This window comes from Chryseobacterium sp. C2(2020) (assembly GCF_014218915.1).
Lineage (GTDB): Bacteria > Bacteroidota > Bacteroidia > Flavobacteriales > Weeksellaceae > Chryseobacterium > Chryseobacterium mucoviscidosis.
On sequence record NZ_JACLCT010000013.1, the window covers coordinates 30,004 to 48,489 of the forward strand.

Annotated in this window: 19 protein-coding genes; 9 read left to right on the plus strand and 10 right to left on the minus strand. The window is 36.1% G+C overall.

Annotation, left to right across the window (positions count from 1 at the left end; genetic code table 11):
* Positions 1 to 6: 6 nt before the first annotated feature.
* From H6W52_RS09380 to H6W52_RS09420, 9 genes are all read right to left on the minus strand, one after another.
* Positions 7 to 1,713, minus strand: a complete 1,707-nt coding sequence (locus H6W52_RS09380; protein WP_228457559.1) for a BatD family protein — start codon at positions 1,711 to 1,713, stop codon at positions 7 to 9.
* Positions 1,714 to 1,745: 32 nt separating this feature from the next.
* A complete protein-coding gene (locus H6W52_RS09385; protein WP_116097859.1) occupies positions 1,746 to 2,483 on the minus strand; it encodes a tetratricopeptide repeat protein in 738 nt (245 codons plus the stop codon).
* A 100-nt stretch (positions 2,484 to 2,583) separates the two neighbouring features.
* Positions 2,584 to 3,591: a vWA domain-containing protein gene (locus H6W52_RS09390; protein WP_116097857.1), complete on the minus strand. Its 1,008-nt coding sequence runs from the start codon at positions 3,589 to 3,591 to the stop codon at positions 2,584 to 2,586.
* Complete coding sequence (locus tag H6W52_RS09395) at positions 3,591 to 4,583, minus strand: vWA domain-containing protein (protein WP_087709457.1); 993 nt, start codon at positions 4,581 to 4,583, stop codon at positions 3,591 to 3,593. The genes H6W52_RS09390 and H6W52_RS09395 overlap by 1 nt, the downstream gene beginning before the upstream one ends.
* Entirely contained in the window at positions 4,576 to 5,472 is an 897-nt protein-coding gene (locus H6W52_RS09400) for a BatD family protein (protein WP_194304385.1), read from the minus strand. Before H6W52_RS09400 ends, H6W52_RS09395 begins: the two co-directional genes overlap by 8 nt.
* 109 nt (positions 5,473 to 5,581) lie before the next feature.
* The gene (locus H6W52_RS09405; RefSeq protein WP_116097853.1) at positions 5,582 to 6,445 is read right to left on the minus strand and encodes a DUF58 domain-containing protein; all 864 of its coding nucleotides are present in this window, start codon (positions 6,443 to 6,445) and stop codon (positions 5,582 to 5,584) included.
* A gap of 81 nt (positions 6,446 to 6,526) precedes the next feature.
* Positions 6,527 to 6,982, minus strand: a complete 456-nt coding sequence (locus H6W52_RS09410) for a GNAT family N-acetyltransferase (protein WP_116097851.1) — start codon at positions 6,980 to 6,982, stop codon at positions 6,527 to 6,529.
* Between the two features lie 29 nt (positions 6,983 to 7,011).
* A complete protein-coding gene (locus tag H6W52_RS09415; protein ID WP_116097849.1) occupies positions 7,012 to 7,395 on the minus strand; it encodes a DUF2750 domain-containing protein in 384 nt (127 codons plus the stop codon).
* A gap of 10 nt (positions 7,396 to 7,405) precedes the next feature.
* The gene (locus H6W52_RS09420; protein ID WP_076392594.1) at positions 7,406 to 8,410 is read right to left on the minus strand and encodes an AAA family ATPase; all 1,005 of its coding nucleotides are present in this window, start codon (positions 8,408 to 8,410) and stop codon (positions 7,406 to 7,408) included.
* 251 nt (positions 8,411 to 8,661) lie between these two features.
* Here H6W52_RS09420 and H6W52_RS09425 point away from each other — a divergent pair, with 251 nt between their 5' ends.
* The 8 genes from H6W52_RS09425 (at position 8,662) to H6W52_RS09460 (ending at position 16,193) form a co-directional block, all read left to right on the plus strand.
* On the plus strand, positions 8,662 to 9,132 hold the full coding sequence (locus tag H6W52_RS09425; protein WP_076392302.1) for a DinB family protein: 471 nt from the start codon (positions 8,662 to 8,664) through the stop codon (positions 9,130 to 9,132).
* 51 nt (positions 9,133 to 9,183) lie between these two features.
* A complete protein-coding gene (locus tag H6W52_RS09430) occupies positions 9,184 to 9,576 on the plus strand; it encodes a four helix bundle protein (RefSeq protein ID WP_116097847.1) in 393 nt (130 codons plus the stop codon).
* A 98-nt stretch (positions 9,577 to 9,674) separates the two neighbouring features.
* A complete protein-coding gene (gene rlmB, locus H6W52_RS09435) occupies positions 9,675 to 10,418 on the plus strand; it encodes a 23S rRNA (guanosine(2251)-2'-O)-methyltransferase RlmB (RefSeq protein WP_116097845.1) in 744 nt (247 codons plus the stop codon).
* Between the two features lie 25 nt (positions 10,419 to 10,443).
* Positions 10,444 to 11,496 (plus strand): DUF6263 family protein, encoded by a 1,053-nt coding sequence (locus tag H6W52_RS09440; RefSeq protein ID WP_116097843.1) that lies wholly within the window; start codon positions 10,444 to 10,446, stop codon positions 11,494 to 11,496.
* Positions 11,497 to 11,568: 72 nt separating this feature from the next.
* Positions 11,569 to 11,802: a hypothetical protein gene (locus tag H6W52_RS09445; protein WP_116097841.1), complete on the plus strand. Its 234-nt coding sequence runs from the start codon at positions 11,569 to 11,571 to the stop codon at positions 11,800 to 11,802.
* Positions 11,803 to 11,838: 36 nt separating this feature from the next.
* Positions 11,839 to 14,373: a hypothetical protein gene (locus H6W52_RS09450; protein ID WP_185144405.1), complete on the plus strand. Its 2,535-nt coding sequence runs from the start codon at positions 11,839 to 11,841 to the stop codon at positions 14,371 to 14,373.
* A gap of 31 nt (positions 14,374 to 14,404) precedes the next feature.
* Positions 14,405 to 14,812 (plus strand): GxxExxY protein, encoded by a 408-nt coding sequence (locus tag H6W52_RS09455; RefSeq protein WP_116097837.1) that lies wholly within the window; start codon positions 14,405 to 14,407, stop codon positions 14,810 to 14,812.
* Between the two features lie 85 nt (positions 14,813 to 14,897).
* Entirely contained in the window at positions 14,898 to 16,193 is a 1,296-nt protein-coding gene (locus H6W52_RS09460; RefSeq protein WP_116097835.1) for a glycosyl transferase family 1, read from the plus strand.
* A gap of 455 nt (positions 16,194 to 16,648) precedes the next feature.
* Here the strand turns inward: H6W52_RS09460 and H6W52_RS09465 are convergent, their stop codons facing one another.
* Positions 16,649 to 17,287 carry a hypothetical protein gene (locus H6W52_RS09465; protein ID WP_116097913.1) on the minus strand — a complete coding sequence of 213 codons (639 nt, stop codon included), beginning with the start codon at positions 17,285 to 17,287 and terminating at the stop codon, positions 16,649 to 16,651.
* A 176-nt stretch (positions 17,288 to 17,463) separates the two neighbouring features.
* On the opposite strand from H6W52_RS09465, the gene H6W52_RS09470 reads away from it, so the two are divergent.
* Positions 17,464 to 18,426, plus strand: a complete 963-nt coding sequence (locus H6W52_RS09470; RefSeq protein WP_116097833.1) for a YpdA family putative bacillithiol disulfide reductase — start codon at positions 17,464 to 17,466, stop codon at positions 18,424 to 18,426.
* The last annotated feature ends 60 nt before the right edge of the window (positions 18,427 to 18,486 follow it).

Here is an 18,486-nt window from a genome sequence, read left to right on the forward strand (position 1 = left end):
AATTAATTATTTGCTAATCTTAGAATACAAATTAACGATTGCTGATAAAAGTTCGTCCATTCCTTCGGAAGATTTTATCGGGGCATACTTTTCAACCTGCACTTTTTGAATAAGATTCCTGTATTCTTCGGCAATTGACGAGCCTTTTTCTTTTTCCAGCAGCTCAGCGAAATGATCAGCCGGATTTACAGAATATTGTTTTTTAACTTCCTCATCAAGCTCATCGAAGGTTTGAAAAAACTTTTGATAATCTTCATTATCCTTAAGATTTTCCAAATAGCCAAAATAATCGTTGATATCTGTTTTAAACTTTTCACGGATTTCATTTTCTGTTTCAGCAACAGAACCTAAAGCCATCGGAGTCTTCGTTTCTTTAGATAATCTGTTTTTTTTCTGCCACGTTTTAAACAGAAGATACATCCCGAATAACGAAAGTAAAATCGCAATATTGATGAAAAGAACATTCCAGTGAAATTTCTTTTTTTCTTTTACTTTAAATGAAGTTGTTTTTAAAACCGGCGTATTTACCGTTTCTAAAAAAGTATTGGTATACTCATTCACTTTCTCAACCGCAGTGCGGGATTCAAGGATCTGATCATGAGAAAAAGCATTTACTGCTAAAGACTGTTCTCCAAGATCTACATATTCCTTGTTCGAAGGATCGAAAAATGCGAAATGCTCTGTTTTAATCGTAATTTCTCCCGCTTTTTTAGGAATAACAAGATAATTTGCCAAAACCTCCCCTTTCATTCCTTCCGTTCCCACCGTGACACGCGAAGTAATTTTGGGTGCAAAAACTTCATAATCCGGAGATTCCGCAATTTTGGGAAGCTCCATGCTTTTAAGATTCCCTTCTCCGCTTACTTTTATAAGAACATTCATTGGTTTTTTAACCTCAACTTTTTCTTTTGAAGTATTGGCAACCGTTACATTGAAATTTCCTACCGCATTTTTAAAGCATTCCGGAGAACCTTCAGGAAGTTTTTTAACGTTAATTTTTACTTTATTGGAAACGAGTTTGTTTTTGTGCGCGTAGGAATTCAGCGAAGCCGAAACTCCCGGAATATCTACATAACCGGCTTCATTTGGGAATACCATGAATACAGCCAGAATCTGCGATGCCATATTTCCTGTGTCTGAAGGATCAATCTCAGATTTGGTAAAGCTTACCGGAAAAACATCCAGATTGTCCTGTTCGGGAAGATGAATATTTCTTACTCTTCTGAAGTTATCCATGTTTTTTGAATAGACTTTCAGAACGGCAATGGTAGGCTGATCCTGATACACTTCACGGTCGTTAATCTCCATATTGAGATAAACATCTTTTGAAGCATTATTGGCTGCAACCGGTTTCTTTTCTACATCCTTAATAAAAATGTCAAAAGGTTCGGTTTTATAAATTTTATTATTAATGGTAATCAGGAAAGATCCGATCTTTACTTTTCCTTTCTGTTTGGGTTCAAGAGCAAGTCTTGTGATGGTCTGTGAAACGGCAACGTTACTTTCAGGATCTATAAATCCATTGCTCAGTGAACCGGTACCAATAAGATTGAATTTAGAAAAATCCGGGAGACGAAGTTTTGTCTGCTGATTGTATTCAGCCCCTTCTACCTCAAGAACAATACTGAGATTGACAATTTCTTTGGAGCTGTAAGTCGTTTTATCCGGAGTTACAGAAAGATTTACCTGTCCGTAAGAAATTACGGAAGACATTAAAAGTAATATGTAAATAATTCGGTTCTGCATCACCAATCTTTCTCGTTGCTCTCGGGCATCGAATAAGAATTTTTATTCAAAATTCTTCTGGCGGTTTCTTTTTCCTTGTCGCTTACTTTGTTGAGTATTTGATTTTCGAGACCTTTAGGGATTTTGCCTTCATTATTCTGGTTCCGGTTGGGATCATTTCCCTGTCCATTTCCTTTATTCTGCTGACCTTGTCCCTGATCCTGCTTTTGATCTTTTCCTTTTTGATCATCATTTTGCTGTTGGTCTTTACCACCGCTTCCTTTACCGGAGTTATTTTGCTGTTGTTTTTTCTGTTGGTTTTCCTTATCCTTCAGCTTGGCAATTTCGTAATTTTTTCTTGTTACTTCGCTGTAAGGATTTTGTTTCAGGGACTGTCTGTAAAATTCTGCCGCTTTTTCCGGCTTGTTCATCTGCATGTAAGTATTCCCCAAATTATGAAGAGCGGCTGCTTTATCCGGAAGCGTCTGAGAAAGTTTCTGAGCCGTTTCAAATTCTGCTTTTGCCTCTTCGTATTTTTTGCTTTTATATAATGCGTTTCCTAAATTGTAGTGCGCCGTAAAATCTTTGCTGTTGGTTCTTATCGCTTCCAGATATTTTACAGACGCTCCATCATAATCTTTACCGTTGAATTTTTCGTTGCCTTCATAGACTAAAGTCCTGTAATTTTTCTGCCCGAAAAGATTTCCCGGAAAGATGAAAGCAATTATAAACGATAAAAAAATGATTTTAGTATTCATTATGTGCAAAATTATTCCTTTAAATGTTAATAAACAGTGTCTTATTTGTTAAAATTGGGTTAAAGTAATGGTCTGGTTATGAGACAATGTATCCGGATTATTATAAATTAAAATCTCTTTTAGGATTAAATAAATAAATCAGAAAGAAAAAAAACAGAGAAACTGCCAGAAAATACTGGTAATAATGATTGGCATTTTGTGATTTCACCATCGTTTCAGATGAACCGGTTTTCTTTCTTAATGCGTCTAAAATTCTGTCCGGTGCTTCGTTGATGTTATTACCATCGATGTAACTTCCTCCTGTTGCATCAGCCATTTTTTTAAGTGCTTCCGTCTGTCTTTTCGAGATAACAGTCTGTCCATTGATATCACTTTTATATCCCATTAACTGCCCGAAAACATATTCCGGAACCGGAGCTCCCTCTTCTGTTCCTATTCCGACAGACGTAATCATAATTCCCTCTTTTTTAGCCAGTCGTATCGCTGCTTCGTCATTTCCTTCGTTGTCTTCCCCATCACTCAGCAAAACAACTTTTCTTCCGTCTTTGCTTACATTTTTGAATTTTTCGGCAGCAATTTTCATCCCGTTCAGAAAATCTGTCCCCTGAATCTGCATGGAGTTTGTTTCGATTCCGCTGATGTAGGTTTCTGCCGAGCTGTAATCTGTGGTTAAAGGCATGATGGAGGTTGCCTGTCCTGCAAAAATCACCATTCCTACCTTATCACTTTTCATCTTCTGCATCGTCTGAAGCATGAGATTCTTTGCTTCCGTTAAACGGCTCGGGTTAATATCTTCAGCATTCATCGAGTTGGAAACATCCAGCATGAAAATGACATTATTTAATTTCTGACTGGTTTTAATTTCTTCTGAACCGCTTAACAAATCGATAATCGAAAATATTAAAAACAATGTTCCGAAAAGATACAGAGCTGGAAAAAACTTGGTAAAGCCGGATTTTTTCTCGAATAACTGCTCATGGAACTGGCTGTCTGCAAAAATTTCTCTTTTCTTTTTTTTCCATTTCAGAAAACGGATCAAAAAGGAAGCTAACAGCGGCAAAAGCAACAGCAATAATAAAAACCAATAATTTCCTAAATACCAATCCATTAACTTAAAATTTTATAAAACACCCATCTCAGTAAAGCGTCTAAAAACAGCATACCCAAAGCAATCCACAGGAAAATTTTAAAATATTCCTGATAATTGAAAAGTTTGGCAACTTTTACATCAGATTTTTCCAGTTGGTTAATTTCGTCATACACCTCTTCAAGACTTGTATTTGATGTGGCTCTGAAATATTTTCCACCCGTCATTTGTGCGACTTCTTTTAAAACAGGCTCATCAATCTTCACCTCGGTTTCCGTAAAAACAAGATCTCCGAAAATATCGGTCTGTGTAGGCATTAAAGCGTATCCGTTCGTTCCGATTCCGATGGAATATACTTTAATTCCATTATTTTTAGCCAGTTCCGCAGCAATTGCAGGAGGCATTGCATTTTCAATGGTATTCACACCATCCGTCATCAGAATGATGATTTTACTTTTCGCCTTGCTGTTTTTCAAATGGTTAACCGCAACGGAAAGTCCTTCTCCGATGGCTGTTCCCGGCTGTAATTCCAGAGGATTCAGATTGTTCAGTTCATCCACAACAACCTGATGATCGGAAGTTACCGGAACTTTGGTAAATGCTTCTCCGGAATAGGCAACCAGACCAATTCTGTCATTCGGTCTTTTATTAACGAATTTAATCGCAATATCTTTCAATGCCGTTAAACGGTCGGGCGTTAAATCTTTTGCCAGCATACTCAGGGAAACATCCACAGAAAGCATGATATCGATCCCTTTTGTATCGTCTCTGTCCTGAGAAACCGTAAAAGTTCTCGGTCTTGCCATCGCAATTATGAGTGCAGAAAGAATAATGTACTTCGATATTCTCAGGATAAACATAATGAAATGAATTCCACCGCTTTCCCCCATATTTTTTACCGTAGGAACTTTTATTCCTTTTCTTTTCTGCCGGCTCGCATCTCTGAATAACAAAGGGATAAACAGCGCGAAAAGCAACAGAAACCACGGACTGTAAAATTCAAAATCAGGCATCCTTTCTCAAGTTTTCAAATTCAAGATCTTTTGAGGATCTTTTTACAAAATCTCTGATGTCGGCAAAATCTTTTTCCATGGTTGTCTGATCCGGGAATGTTTTCGCAAATTTCACCAAATCACCTCTTAAAAATACGTCTTCCACTATTTTTTCATTTTCCTGAGAAATGGTATTGTTCTTCTTCATCACATCAATAAGGTCATCCGTTAGTAAAACATCTGCCGGAACGCGGTATTGTTTTGCGATGAATTTTCGGGAAATATCGATCAGTTCAACATAAAATGAACGATAATTTCCACTTTCCACATATTTTTTCTTTTTGAGAGAATCCAGTTCCTTCAAGGTCTGATTTGTGGCGACAACCGGCGAATCTTTTGGTTTTCGTCCGTATTTTATGAACATGATGACCGCAATGATGAGACAGATGACCGCAATGGCGGCTAATATGTAAAATTTATACAGCTCCCAGTAATCGGTGGCTTCAAGTTTTACCTCTTTGTTGTTCATAATGTCATTAATCTGGTCGGTCTTCTGAGCCGTATTAATAACATCAATTTCGTAAGGAATTGTTTTCAGAACTTTTCCGTTGACTTTGAATTCCAGTTCGGGAATGGTAAATTTTCCTTCATCAAAAACAGCAAATTCAATTCTTCTGTAATAAACATCCTGAGTCTGTGCGATACTGTCTTTAATTTCTTCGAAATGAAAAGGCAGCAACTCATTTTCGCGAGCTGCCGAAACTTTTTCATTGTTCAGGTTATTAATGGTGATCACGATGTGGTTCACTTCTCCCAAAGCAATGGTTTTCTTCTCAACACTGGAAGAAAGGATCTGCGAAAAGGCATTTGCACAGATTAAAAAACAAAATATAAATAAAAGTTTTTTCAATTTTATTATTAAATTTTAACGTCGTTTTTGTCATTCGGTCGAAGGAAGAATCTGTATTAAAAAAGATGGCTTCGTCGTTCCTCCTCGCAATGACAAAAAGTGTCTATTTTTATTTTTTCTGAAAATAGTTATACAGCAATCTCGAATAATCCGAACCTGTATTAATATTCATAAAACTCGCTGAACTGTTGGCAAAATCTTCTTCTAAAGATTTAAGTTTCTGCTTTTTGGCTTCGGCAAAATTATATCTCCATCTTGCACTTGAAGTATTTACCCAAACCTGCTTTCCGGTTTCCGCATCATATAATAAGGTATAGCCCACATCCGGAATTTCATTGTCTTTTTCGTCATAAATTCTCATTCCCAACAACTGATGTTTTTTGGAAGCTACTCTCAGCATTTTAGAGTCATATTCATCTTCAAAATCCGAAAACAGAAAGACCAAAGATTTTCGTTTGAAAATTCCCATCATGTATTCCATCGCTTTATCAATTTTTGAAATGGCAGGAACATAATCTGCTGTTAAAATGGTACTGATTATCGATAAAATATGTTTTCTTCCTTTTTGAGGCGGAATGACTTTGTACACTTTATCCGCAAACAGAATTAAACCTACTTTATCATTATTTCCGGCTGCTGAAAAACCTAAACTTGCTGCAATTTCTGCAACGTATTCTCTTTTCAATTGATTTTTAGTTCCATAATCCATCGAAGCGGAAATATCGACAACTAACATCATCGTCAGTTCGCGCTCCTCCTCCATTACTTTCACGAAAGGTTCCCGGAAACGAGCTGTTTTGTTCCAGTCGATCCTGCGGATTTCATCTCCAAACTGATAGGGACGAACTTCCGAAAACGTCATTCCCTGTCCTTTAAAAGCACTGTGATATTGCCCCATTAAAGTAGCTTCCGTCTTCTTTCGGGTCCGGATTTCTATCTGCTTAACTTTTTTTACAATATCTTTTATCTGCATTTCCTTTGTCTGAGTGTTTTAGTGTATAAGCGTTTTTTTGAGGTTTTGTAAACTTCCATCATCATGCTTCCAACTCCTATCCTATTTAAATTCAATAGATACATTCAGCCATTCGTCATCAAATTTCGGGCTGTATTTTTTGTAGAAATTAATCGCAGGTTCGTTCCAGTTCAGCACCTGAAAAACCATTCCGCTGTATTGGTTAGATTTTCCGTATTCCATGGTGGCTTCAAATAATTTCTTGCCGATCTGTTTTCCTCTCAGATTTTCCGTCACCACAAGATCTTCCAAATACAATCTTCTTCCCTTCCAGGTCGAATATCTGTCGTAATACAAAGAGATCCCGACAATTTCACCATTGAATTCTGCTACAAAAGCACCCCAAACAGGAGATTTTCCGAATCCGTCTTCAATAAACTGATCTAAAGTTAAGGTAACTTCATGCAAAGCCTTTTCATAATCCGCCAGTTCTTTAATTAATTCCAGCATCGGTTCACAATCTTCCTGAGCTGCCTTTCTAATGATAATTTGTTCCATTTTAAAATTAAAGAGCTGATATTTTAATTCTATTCATAATTTTTCAATTCTTCCGATAAGTCTCTTTCAAACTCTTCAAGGCTTACAACAAAGCCTGTTTTGTTATTCATTGGAAAGACATTTATCAGATAATTATTTTCCAAAATAAAAGGATAAATCTTCTCTGATAATTCTTCTAAAGAAATTTCTATAATTTTAAAATTAAGCCATTCTTTATTCAGATTCAGTTTTGCAAACTCCTGATGAGACCACACAGGAAACATAAGATAGTTATCTGTCTCAGAAATAGCAAAGTTTCCTTCTAAACTTTTTATGGTATATAATACTTCAAAATCAGCAATCTTTTTGATAAAATATTTATACCGGTCAAATGGTTTTAAATTTGAAACAGTTTCAATTTCTTTTGGATGCATAATTTTAATATTATGGAGCCTGAATTTTTGCCAGAATTCTGTTGATGATCTCTTCTGAAGAAATTTCCTCCGCTTCAGCCTCGAAAGTTAATCCGATTCTGTGTCTCAGAACATCTTTTGCCAAAGATTTTACATCTTCCGGAATTACAAATGCTCTTCCTTTTAAGAAAGCATACGCTCTGGAAGCAATCGCAAGATTTATTGATGCTCTCGGAGAAGCCCCGAAACTGATGTAATTTTTAAGTTCCGAAAGTCCGTAATCTTCAGGGAAACGGGTGGCAAAAACCATATCCAGAATATATTTTTCAATCTTTTCATCAAGATAGATCTGATTGATCAATTCTTTCGCCGCAACAATATGTTCAAGTGAAATCACAGGTTTTACAGTTGGCTGATGTGAAGTGGAAACCATTCTCATTACGGTTCTTTCGTCTTCCAGTTTTGGATAATCAATCGTGCATTTCAGCATAAAACGGTCGCTCTGTGCTTCTGGTAAAAGATAAGTACCTTCCTGATCGATCGGGTTTTGCGTTGCCAATACCAAAAACGGTTTTGGAAGCTTCATGGTTTCGTCTCCGATGGTTACCTGCTTTTCCTGCATCACCTCCAAAAGAGCCGACTGTACTTTTGCTGGCGCACGGTTGATCTCATCCGCCAAAACGAAATTCGCGAAAACAGGCCCTTTTTTTATGGAGAAATCATTATCTTTTACATTGTAGATCATTGTTCCCACAACATCCGCAGGAAGAAGATCCGGCGTAAACTGAATTCTGGAAAACTCTCCGTGAACCGCTTCAGCCAGAGTTTTTATTGCCAGAGTTTTTGCTAGTCCCGGAACACCTTCCAAAAGAACGTGTCCGTTACCTAAAAGACCGATCAAAAGGCGGTCTATCATATATTCCTGCCCAATAATAACCTTGTTGATTTCCTGTCTCAAAAGAGAAAAAAAGTAGTTTGCTTCTTTTACCTGCTCCGTCAGTTGACGGATATCTTCAGCTTGATTGATCTCTGACATATCTTGATTTAAAATAATGGGTAAATTTCCAATAAATACTTGCATTAATCAACACAAAAAATGCCATTTTTGAGTTAAAGTTTGTTAAATATTCCGGCATTAATGCAGGATCCTGAATAGATGAAGGCTTAAAACTCAATACAATCAATACTATTTTTCTTAAAAATATATAAATTTTGCTTTAATCCACCGCTCAAAAATTGTCATTTCCAGTTTATTAAACTATTTTTGGAGATTAAAATTTTTGCAAAATGAATTATCATTTTCAAGCGCACAGACAAGTAAGAAAAAACCTTCTGGATATTCTGCAAAACACTTCTCATGAAGATCTTTTACTGATTCCGGACGGTTTCAACAATAATCTTTACTGGAACATTGCTCATACGGTTGCTACACAGCAGTTGCTGCACTATTATCTAAGCGGAAATCCTTTCAGAATTGATAAATACTGGATCGAAACTTATAAAAAAGGAACGCTTCCGAATCTGGATGTGCAGAAATCTGAAGTGGAAGATCTGGAGTTTTTATTAACCGAAACTTCAAAAATCCTGATGAAAGATTACGACAGCGATTTCTTTTCAGATTATACGCCTTACACCACAAGTTTTGGGCTGGATCTGAAAAGCATTCAGGATGCCATTATTTTTAACAATATGCATGAAGGTCTGCATTATGGCTATGCTTTGGCGCAGAAGAGAGCTATTTTAGGGGAAAAATATTAGTTGTTCAAAGTTTTTTGTTTTGAGTGTAAGGTTCATAGATTAAGATCAATTATGGCAAGTGTTAAAAGATTTGAAGATTTAGAAATTTGGCAGCTGTCTCGTGCTTTATGCAAGGATATTTATGATGTAATTGAATCTACTAATCTTAAAAATAATTTTAAACTCTCCAATCAGATTGATAGTTCTTCAGATTCAGTAATGGATAATATCGCTGAAGGTTTTGAAAGAAACGGGAACAGAGAATTTATTCAGTTTCTTTCAATAGCTAAGGCTTCTTGTGGCGAAACAAGATCACAGTTATACCGGGTTTTTGACAGAAATTTTATCTCTGAGGAAAAATTTGAAACACTAAAAGAACAGACTGAAGTATTAAGCCGAAAGATTGGCTCATTTATTAAATATTTAAATATAACAGATTTAAAAGGAACAAAGTACAAAACATGAAATTCTGGTTTTGAGTTTAAGGTTTATTGTTTTTAGCCCTTCACCGAACTCAAAACTTTAAACATAGAACTTTGAACCTTTAACATAAAATTTATTCAATGAAAGACGATTTTATTTTCGGGCTACGTCCCGTAATTGAAGCTATAGAAGCGGGAAAAACAATTGACAAGGTTTTTGTGCAGAATGCATTGCAGGGACCTATTTATGCTGAACTTAAAGCCATTCTGGCGAAAAATAAAATCCGTCCCAATTACGTTCCGGTAGAAAAGCTGAATCGTTTTACGAGAAAAAATCATCAGGGAGTGGTTGCTTTTATTTCGGATGTTCCTTTTCATAAAGTGGAAGATGTGGTTCCTCAATTGTTTGAGGACGGAAAAACTCCTTTTTTATTGATTCTGGACAGATTAACAGACGTCAGAAACTTTGGCGCCATCTGCAGAACCGCAGAATGTGTGGGAATAGATGCGGTGATTATTCCCGAAAAAGGAGCAGCGCCGATTAATTCCGATGCGATAAAAACTTCAGCAGGAGCTCTTTATAATGTAAAAATCTGTAAAGCTCCGAATCTTGCTCATGTGGTAGATTTTCTTCAGCAAAGCGGCATTTCCGTATTTGCAGCAAGCGAAAAGGCTGAAAAATTAATTTATGATATTGATTTTACAGAACCCTGCGCAATCGTTATGGGAAATGAAGAAACAGGAATTTCCAAAGAAGTTCTTCACCATTCTGATGAAAAAATAAAACTTCCGATCGAGGGAAAAACACAGTCTTTAAATGTTTCTGTTGCGTGTGGAGCAATTTTATATGAAGCGGTGAGACAGAAATTTATGAAAGCCAATTAATTCCATTAACATTTAAAAATTTACAATGAAAAACATAGCAGCGTTAGCGCTCATTTCAACCATAGCCATTGTTTCGTGCAACAAAAAAGAAACGGCAAAAATTACAAAAGTAGATCCTAAAACCGGAAAAACGATTACGGTGGAAGTTCCGGCAGATTCTGTAGCGAAAGTAGAGGAAAATCCGGCGATTAAAGATTCAGCGGGAGTGTATACGCAGACTTTTAAACTGGAAAAAGGAAAAACTTATCCTTTAACAACGTATCAGAGAGATACGAAAACAATGACTGATCCTCAAGGGAAAACTCTGAACGGAACGAGCGAATCTACCGATGAAATGTCTTTTACTGTGAATGATATTAAAGGAAATGTTTATGATATTACCTTAAATCTAATCGCAAAAAGAAGCTCTCAGACGGCACAAGGAAAAACAATTGTAGTAGATACGAAACTTCCGATCCCGAAAGAGGATGATCTGAAGATGATCTGGAATATCAACAGAGCATTGACCGGAAATAAGCTGAACATGAAGATGGACACCAAAGGAAATGTAATTTCGATTACAGGTTTTGATGCTGTTTACAGTAAAGTTGCCAATTCTGTAGGATCACTGATTAAAGATAAAAACCAGAAAGAAAGCGTAGTTGCAAGTCTTAAGGAATCTTTCAACGAAAAAGTTCTTAGAGATCAGTTCAACAAAAATTTGACGATTATCCCTAAAAAAGGTGCAAAAATCGGCGAAAAATGGACGAACAGCGAAAATGCTGATGCACAGGGAAGAATTAAAGTGACGTCTAACTATATTCTGAAAAGTGTAGGAAACGGAGTGGCTGAAATTTCTGTAACCGGAGGAATTCCTAAGAAAGTTAATAAGGAAAATCAGGGTGATGTTACGCACAGCTTAAGCACGGAACTTACACAAAACGGAACGATTACGTTTGACCAGAATACAGGATGGATCAAAAACCAGAATATTTCTGTAAAAACGACACAGATTGAAAGTATTTCCAGAGGAAAAGAATCTCAGTCTATGACGAGTGTTTCCAATTCTTCTGTAATGGTAAATCCTTCTGCGAAATAAAGCAGATCGTTTAAAGTTGAAATGCCAAAGCATAATAAAAGCTTTGAGCATTAAACCTTAAATATTTTTATTATGATGAAACATATTTTTGAGTTTGTACTCGCAACCATTATTATCTATTTTGTGTGGAATATCCTGAAGAGAATCTTTTTCAAAAAATTTCACAGCTATCTGTTTAACCAGAACAGAAACGAAAACAGAAAGGAGCAGGACATCAGAAACTCAGACAATACGAAGAAAAAAATCAACTGGGATGCAGAAACCGTTGATTATGAAGAGGTAAAAGAAAACAACAGCAAAAGGTAACAATTCCGAAAAAATATATAGATAATAACCATCAACATGGCGAAAAATAAAAACCTGATTTATATTGCAATTTCATTAGTTGTATTTATCGTTTTAGCATTTTTATACTCCACTCCTGTTTTCACGGGAAAGCAGCTTTTCCAGCATGATATCGTGCAGTATCGGGGCGGTGCAAAAGAGCTTCTCGATTACAGAGCCGATACCGGAAAAGAAACCTACTGGAGCGATTCCATGTTCGGAGGAATGCCGACGTATCAGATGGGAAGTCAGTTTAACGGAGACATCATCAAAAAAATCGATTCCAAACTGAATTTTCTGCCAAGACCGGTTAATTATCTTTTTCTTCTTTCCGCAGGATTTTTCCTTTTGGGAATGGTTGTGGTAAGAAACTGGAAATACGCCCTTTTGGGAGCTACTTTTTTCGGACTTTCCACCTATTTTTATATTGCTATTGCAGCGGGACACAACGGAAAAATCAATACCATTGAATATTTCGCGCCGCTTTTAGCCGGAATTTTACTCGTTTACATCCGGAAACAGTACGTTTGGGGATTCATCGTCACTACCCTATTTATGGGGCTTCAGATTGCTGCCAATCACCCACAGATGACGTATTATCTCTTTCTGGCTCTAGGATTTTTATTCCTTTCTGAGCTGATAAGAGGTATTCTGAAAAAAACACCAATGAAACACTTCCTGATTTCGTCCGGAATTGTTGCCGCTTCATGCTTAATCGGAGTCGGAATGAATTCTCAGAGAATCATGGCGAATTCAGAGTACATCAAAGAAACCGTTCGTGGAAAACAGATCCTTACGAACAGTAGCAATACAGGCGGAGATTCCGGAATGGATAAAGAAAGCATGCTGATGTGGAGCTACGGAAAACTGGAAACTTTAAACCTTTTCATCCCGAGATTGATGGGAGGCGGAAGTCAGGAACCGGAAGGAAAAGAAATGATGGCTAAAATTCAGGAATTGGTTCAGGAAAACGTAAGCTCACAAGCTGAATATGACAGAATTTCCAAAGGTTTCGGAAATCTAACCTATTGGGGAGATCAGCCGGGAACTTCAGGACCTGCTTATCAGGGAGCTATTGTTTGTTTTCTTGCGCTTTTAGGATTCTTCATCGCATGGAAAAAATACCGCTACTGGATTTTAGGAGCATCTATTCTTACCGTATTTTTAGCCTGGGGAAGTAATTTCATGGCACTTTCCGACTTTTTCATCGATTTTGTGCCTTTTTATAATAAATTCAGAGCACCTTCTTCTATTTTGGTGGTTGTAGAATTATTATTTCCTTTAATTGCGATCATTGGATTATACAGATTCTTCACAGATAAAACACTCACACAGGAATACAAACAAAAAACACTTCTTTACGTAGGAGGCGGAACTTTAGGATTTGTATTGATTTTACTGGTTTTCGGAAAATCTTTATTAGGATTTCATACCGATAATGAAAAGACCTATCTTCCTCCTTTCTTACTGGATTATCTTACAGACGAAAGATTTAAATTATTCAGAATCGATGCTATCAAAGCATTTATTTATGTTGCTATCGCAGTTGCTGCTTTATTCCTTGTCTTAAAGCAAAAGCTGAATCAGAACATTGCTTTGGTAATTATTGGAGTAGTAAGTTTATTCGATCTTTGGACAGTTAACAAACGTTACCTGAATGATGACAATTATGTTGATAAAATCTTTGCCGAAAATCCCTTCCAGACGGAAAGCTCAGATCTGATGGCTGAAAAAGTTCAGGGAAATCCAAATCTGGAACCTATTTTAGCGAATGTAAATGTGAACAAAACATTAGAAACCATCGCCGAAAAAGACAAAACGCATTACAGAATTTTCAATAATATTTTAGGAACATTCAGCGAAACAAACACTTCTTACTTCAAATCTTCTATCGGAGGTTATCACGCGGTAAAACTGAGAAGATACGATGATGTAATCAACGAATATTTCCAGATCATGGATTCCGTAAAAGTTCCGAATATCCTGAATCTTCTGAATGCAAAATATTTGGTTTTAGGAGGTCCGGAACAGCCTCAGGCAATGCCGAATCCAAAAGCCAACGGAAACGCATGGTTTGTAAGCGATCTTAAATTCGTAGAATCTCCCAATCAGGAAATCAAAGCAATCGGAACCATCAACAGCAAAAGAACCGCTGTTATTTCCGCAGATGATAAGAAGTATTTTGACGGAAAACCTGTTCAGGCAGACTCAACAGCCTTCATCAATCTAACGAAATATCAACCCAACGAACTGGAATTTAAATCGCAGTCTAAAACTCCGCAATTGGCAGTTTTTTCTGAAATTTACTATCCTCACGGCTGGAAATTCTTCATCGATGAAAAAGAAGTTCCTTATATCAAAGCCGATTATCTTCTTCGTGCCGTTCACGTTCCTGCGGGAAATCACAATGTGAGAATGGTCTTCGAACCGGAAGTTATCGAAAAAGGAAAATGGATTTCGCTTATCTGTTTTGGTTTGTTTATTGTTTTGAGTGGCGCCGGAATTTATTTTCTTTACCGCAAAAGAGACAAAAGACAAACGGAAAAGATTTAGAAATTCAAAAGTTTGAAAAAGCGTTGTGCTTATGATTACTCAAAAATACATTACAGATCTTACCTATAGAATTAATGGAGCCTGTATAGAAGTTCACAAGATTTTAGGCGCAGGTTTGGCAGAAATTGTATATCATAAAGCTTTAGAAAAAGAGTTTAAATTAAGGAATATCGAGTACAAATCTGAGTTTCAAATTCCTGTAATTTATAAAGATGAGTATTTAAATTGTGATTTCAAATGCGACTTCCTGATTGAAGATTTAATTGTTTTGGAAATAAAAGCTGTATCTTCTCTTTTGGAAATTCACAAATCTCAAATTCTAAATTATATGAATCTACTAAAAGTACCAAAAGGTGTTTTAGTAAATTTTAATGTAAAAAATATTTATCACTTTGGTCAAGAGACATTTATTAATAAATATTTTGATCAATACGATTAAAATAGTGAAGTACATTTTGTCACCTTTTGAATATCTAAAAAAGCATCATCATCTTTTGCCCCTTTTGCGGTTAAAATAATTATCAATGAATTCTCAAAAAAAAATACTCATCATCACCTATTACTGGCCTCCTGCAGGAGGTCCCGGTGTGCAGAGATGGCTGAAATTTGCAAAATATTTACCAGAATTCGGATGGAAACCTGTGATTTATACACCGGAAAACCCGAGTTATCCTTTGCTGGATGAAAGTTTGATGAAAGATGTTCCGAAAGATTTAGACATTGTAAAAACAAAAATCTGGGAACCTTATCAACTGGCTGAAAAACTGAACAAAAGCAATAAAAAATTTAAAGCTGGGCAGTTTGATGTCGGCAAAAATCAAAGCTGGAAATCTAAGCTTTCGATTTGGGTAAGAGGCAATTTTTTCATTCCCGATGCGAGAGTTTTCTGGGTAAAACCTTCCGTAAAATTTCTGGAACAATATTTAAAAGAAAATCAGATTGAGGTTGTGGTAACTTCGGGACCGCCTCATTCTTTACATTTAATTGGTTTGAATTTAAAAAAGAAACTTCCCAACCTGAAATGGATTGCCGATTTCCGTGATCCGTGGACAGAAATCTCTTATTACAAACACCTAAAACTGACCAAAAGTTCCGATCAAAAGCACCGTCAACTGGAAAGCGAAGTTTTCAGAAATGCAGATATTACGTTAGCAACAAGTTACACCGATGCTGAAAATTTCCGTAAAAACGGAGCCAATGCAATTTGTATTACGAATGGTTTTGACGAGTCAGACTCAAACAATCAAACACTTAAATCCTCCAACACTCAAACAAAATTCACATTAAGTTACATCGGAGTTCTGGAACAGTTGAGAAACCCTGAAAATCTCTGGAAAGCTCTGAATGATCTGGTTACAGAAAATGAAGAATTCGCTGAAAAGTTTACTTTGAAATTTGCAGGAAGGATTGATGATAAAATTCTGAATTCAATAGAACATTCAAACCTGAAAAATCATATTCTGAATTTAGGATATCTTTCTCATGACAAAGCGATTGAAGAAATGCAGATTTCTGAAATACTGCTCATCACCAACTTTCCGAACGATTCTTCCAAAGGGATCATCCCCGGAAAAATATTTGAATATCTGGCAACAGGAAAACAAATCATTTCTTTTGGGCCTAAAGATGCGGATGTTTCTAAAATTTTAAATGAAACACAAGCCGGAAAACATTTCAGTTATAATGATTCCGGGAAAATTAAAGAATTTATTTTAGAAAAATTTGAACTTTGGAAAGACGGAAATCTTTCGGAAAACACTCAGAATATTGAACAGTTTTCAAGAAAAAATTTAACTAAAAAATTAGTGGAAATTTTATAATCACGAAGATTTTACATATTAACGCTACTGTATAGACATCATATTATGTTAGTATTAGAGATGTCACGCTGAGCTTGTCGAAGGATCTTTACCGAAATATAGTTATTAACAATTCGGTTACTTATAAAACAAATATTTATGAGATTCTTTCTTCGTCAGAATGACATAGGATCGTAGAACTTCTTTATGAATGAAAATTACATTTAACAATTATACATTGTTTAAATATTGCAGTTAGTATTATAGATGTCACCCTGAGCTTGTCGAAGGGTCTCTGCCGGAATAAGTTATTAACAATTCAGTTACTTATAAAACAAATATTTATAAGATTCTTCCTTCGTCAGAATGACATAGGATCGTTGAACTTCTTTATGAATGAAAATTACATTTAACAATTGTACATTGTTTAAATATTACACTGAGCATTCGCAACATTGCAATTTTTTAAATTTATTCTAAATCGTCCACTGATCGTTAACAACACCAATAAGATAATACGTTCCCTGAAATTCTTCAAAAATCAGACGAAGACATTTCCAGTCCATTCCTGAGTTGGCTTCTGAGCCTTTCATGAAATTTTCCGTAAAATCTGCATTTGGATAAATTTCCTTTACATTATTCAGAGAATTGCCTTTTCCCTGAAACTCATTTAAAGAAACCTGCGCTGTCGCAAAATCTTTGGAGTACACCCAGTCTGCTAAATAATCACGGATAGTCGCTCTGTACAGATCTCCGGAACCGTCCATTGTTCCCCAAGTGAAAAGTGTTTTGGTAGGTTGATATCTGATAAAATCTGCTTTTGAAAATTTCTTGTCTTCTTTTGGATTCACAAAAGCGTACATCGAAAAACGGACTCCTTTTTCAGGGTGAATAAATTCCGCAAACTTCTTAAAATCTTGATCTTTTAAGGTCTGTATAATATCCTCATTGACCTTTTTTAAAGCCTGATCTTTGGTAATTTTCGTTCTACTGATGACTGTACTATCCGTAATGGTTTTGCCTTTAGCATTAACCTCATCATTAACGAATTTTTCAGGGCTCTTCTTACACGCAACCGCAGATAAAACCAGCAAGGAAATGATTATTTTTTTCATATATCTTAATGTCTGATTATCATTTACCAAAATAAATGCCATGCTTTTAGAATCGTTTTGAAAGTTTACTGTTGAAGCAATTTCATATTTTTCGAATAGATGGTCATTATGAAAAGAATAGTTTTTTGCTTTTACTGAAAAAGCCTTTGTTGATGGGTTTTCCTTACATTTGTTGTATGGAAATTTTAGATATTCTTATCATCGGAGGCGGACCGATCGGGCTGAACTGTGCACTGGAAGCGCAGAAAAACAATCTTTCTTATCGGGTTATCGAAAAAGGAACCATCGTTAATTCTCTGTACAATTATCCTTTGTATATGCGTTTTTTCTCGACAGCCGAAAAACTGGAAATTGATGGAATTCCTTTTATTTCAACGGCTCCAAAACCGGGAAGACAGGAAGCATTGGAATATTATCAGGGAATTGCAAGACAGCGGAATATCAACATCAATTTATATGAAAAGGTAGAAAAAGTTTCCAAAGAGAATGAAATTTTCACCATTGAAACCTCGAAAGGAAAATATTTAGCGAAAAACGTCATTATTTCAACGGGATTCTATGATATTCCGAATCTGATGAATATTCCCGGAGAAGAATTACCCAAAGTAAGACATTATTATACAGAACCTTATCCTTACGCAAAACAGAAAATCGTTGTGGTCGGTTCGAGCAATTCGGCGGTCGATGCTGCTTTGGAAACTTACAGAAAAGGCGCGGAAGTCACCATGATTATCCGACATTCCGAGATTTCAAAAAGTGTAAAATACTGGGTGAAACCGGACATTGAAAACAGAATTGCGGAAGGAAGTATTGCTGCTTATTTCAATGCCGAATTAATGGAAATTAAACAACATTCCGTTGTTTTTAAAGATGAAAAAGGTGAATTGCAGGAAATTGAAAATGATTTTGTTCTTGCAATGACCGGCTATCTTCCTGATTTTGATTTTTTAAAAAATTCCGGAATCGAATTGCAGGGCGATTGTCTGAACCCGCTTTATCATCCTGAAACCATGGAAACCAATGTTCCGAATCTGTATTTGGCGGGTGTGGTTTGCGGAGGAAAAGATACACATCTCTGGTTTATTGAAAATTCAAGAATTCATGCGGAAATGATTGTGAAAAACATTCTTTCGGAATAATTAATTACATCTCGCAGATTTAGCTGATAAAGCAGATTTTCACGTTTAAAAATCTGCGTA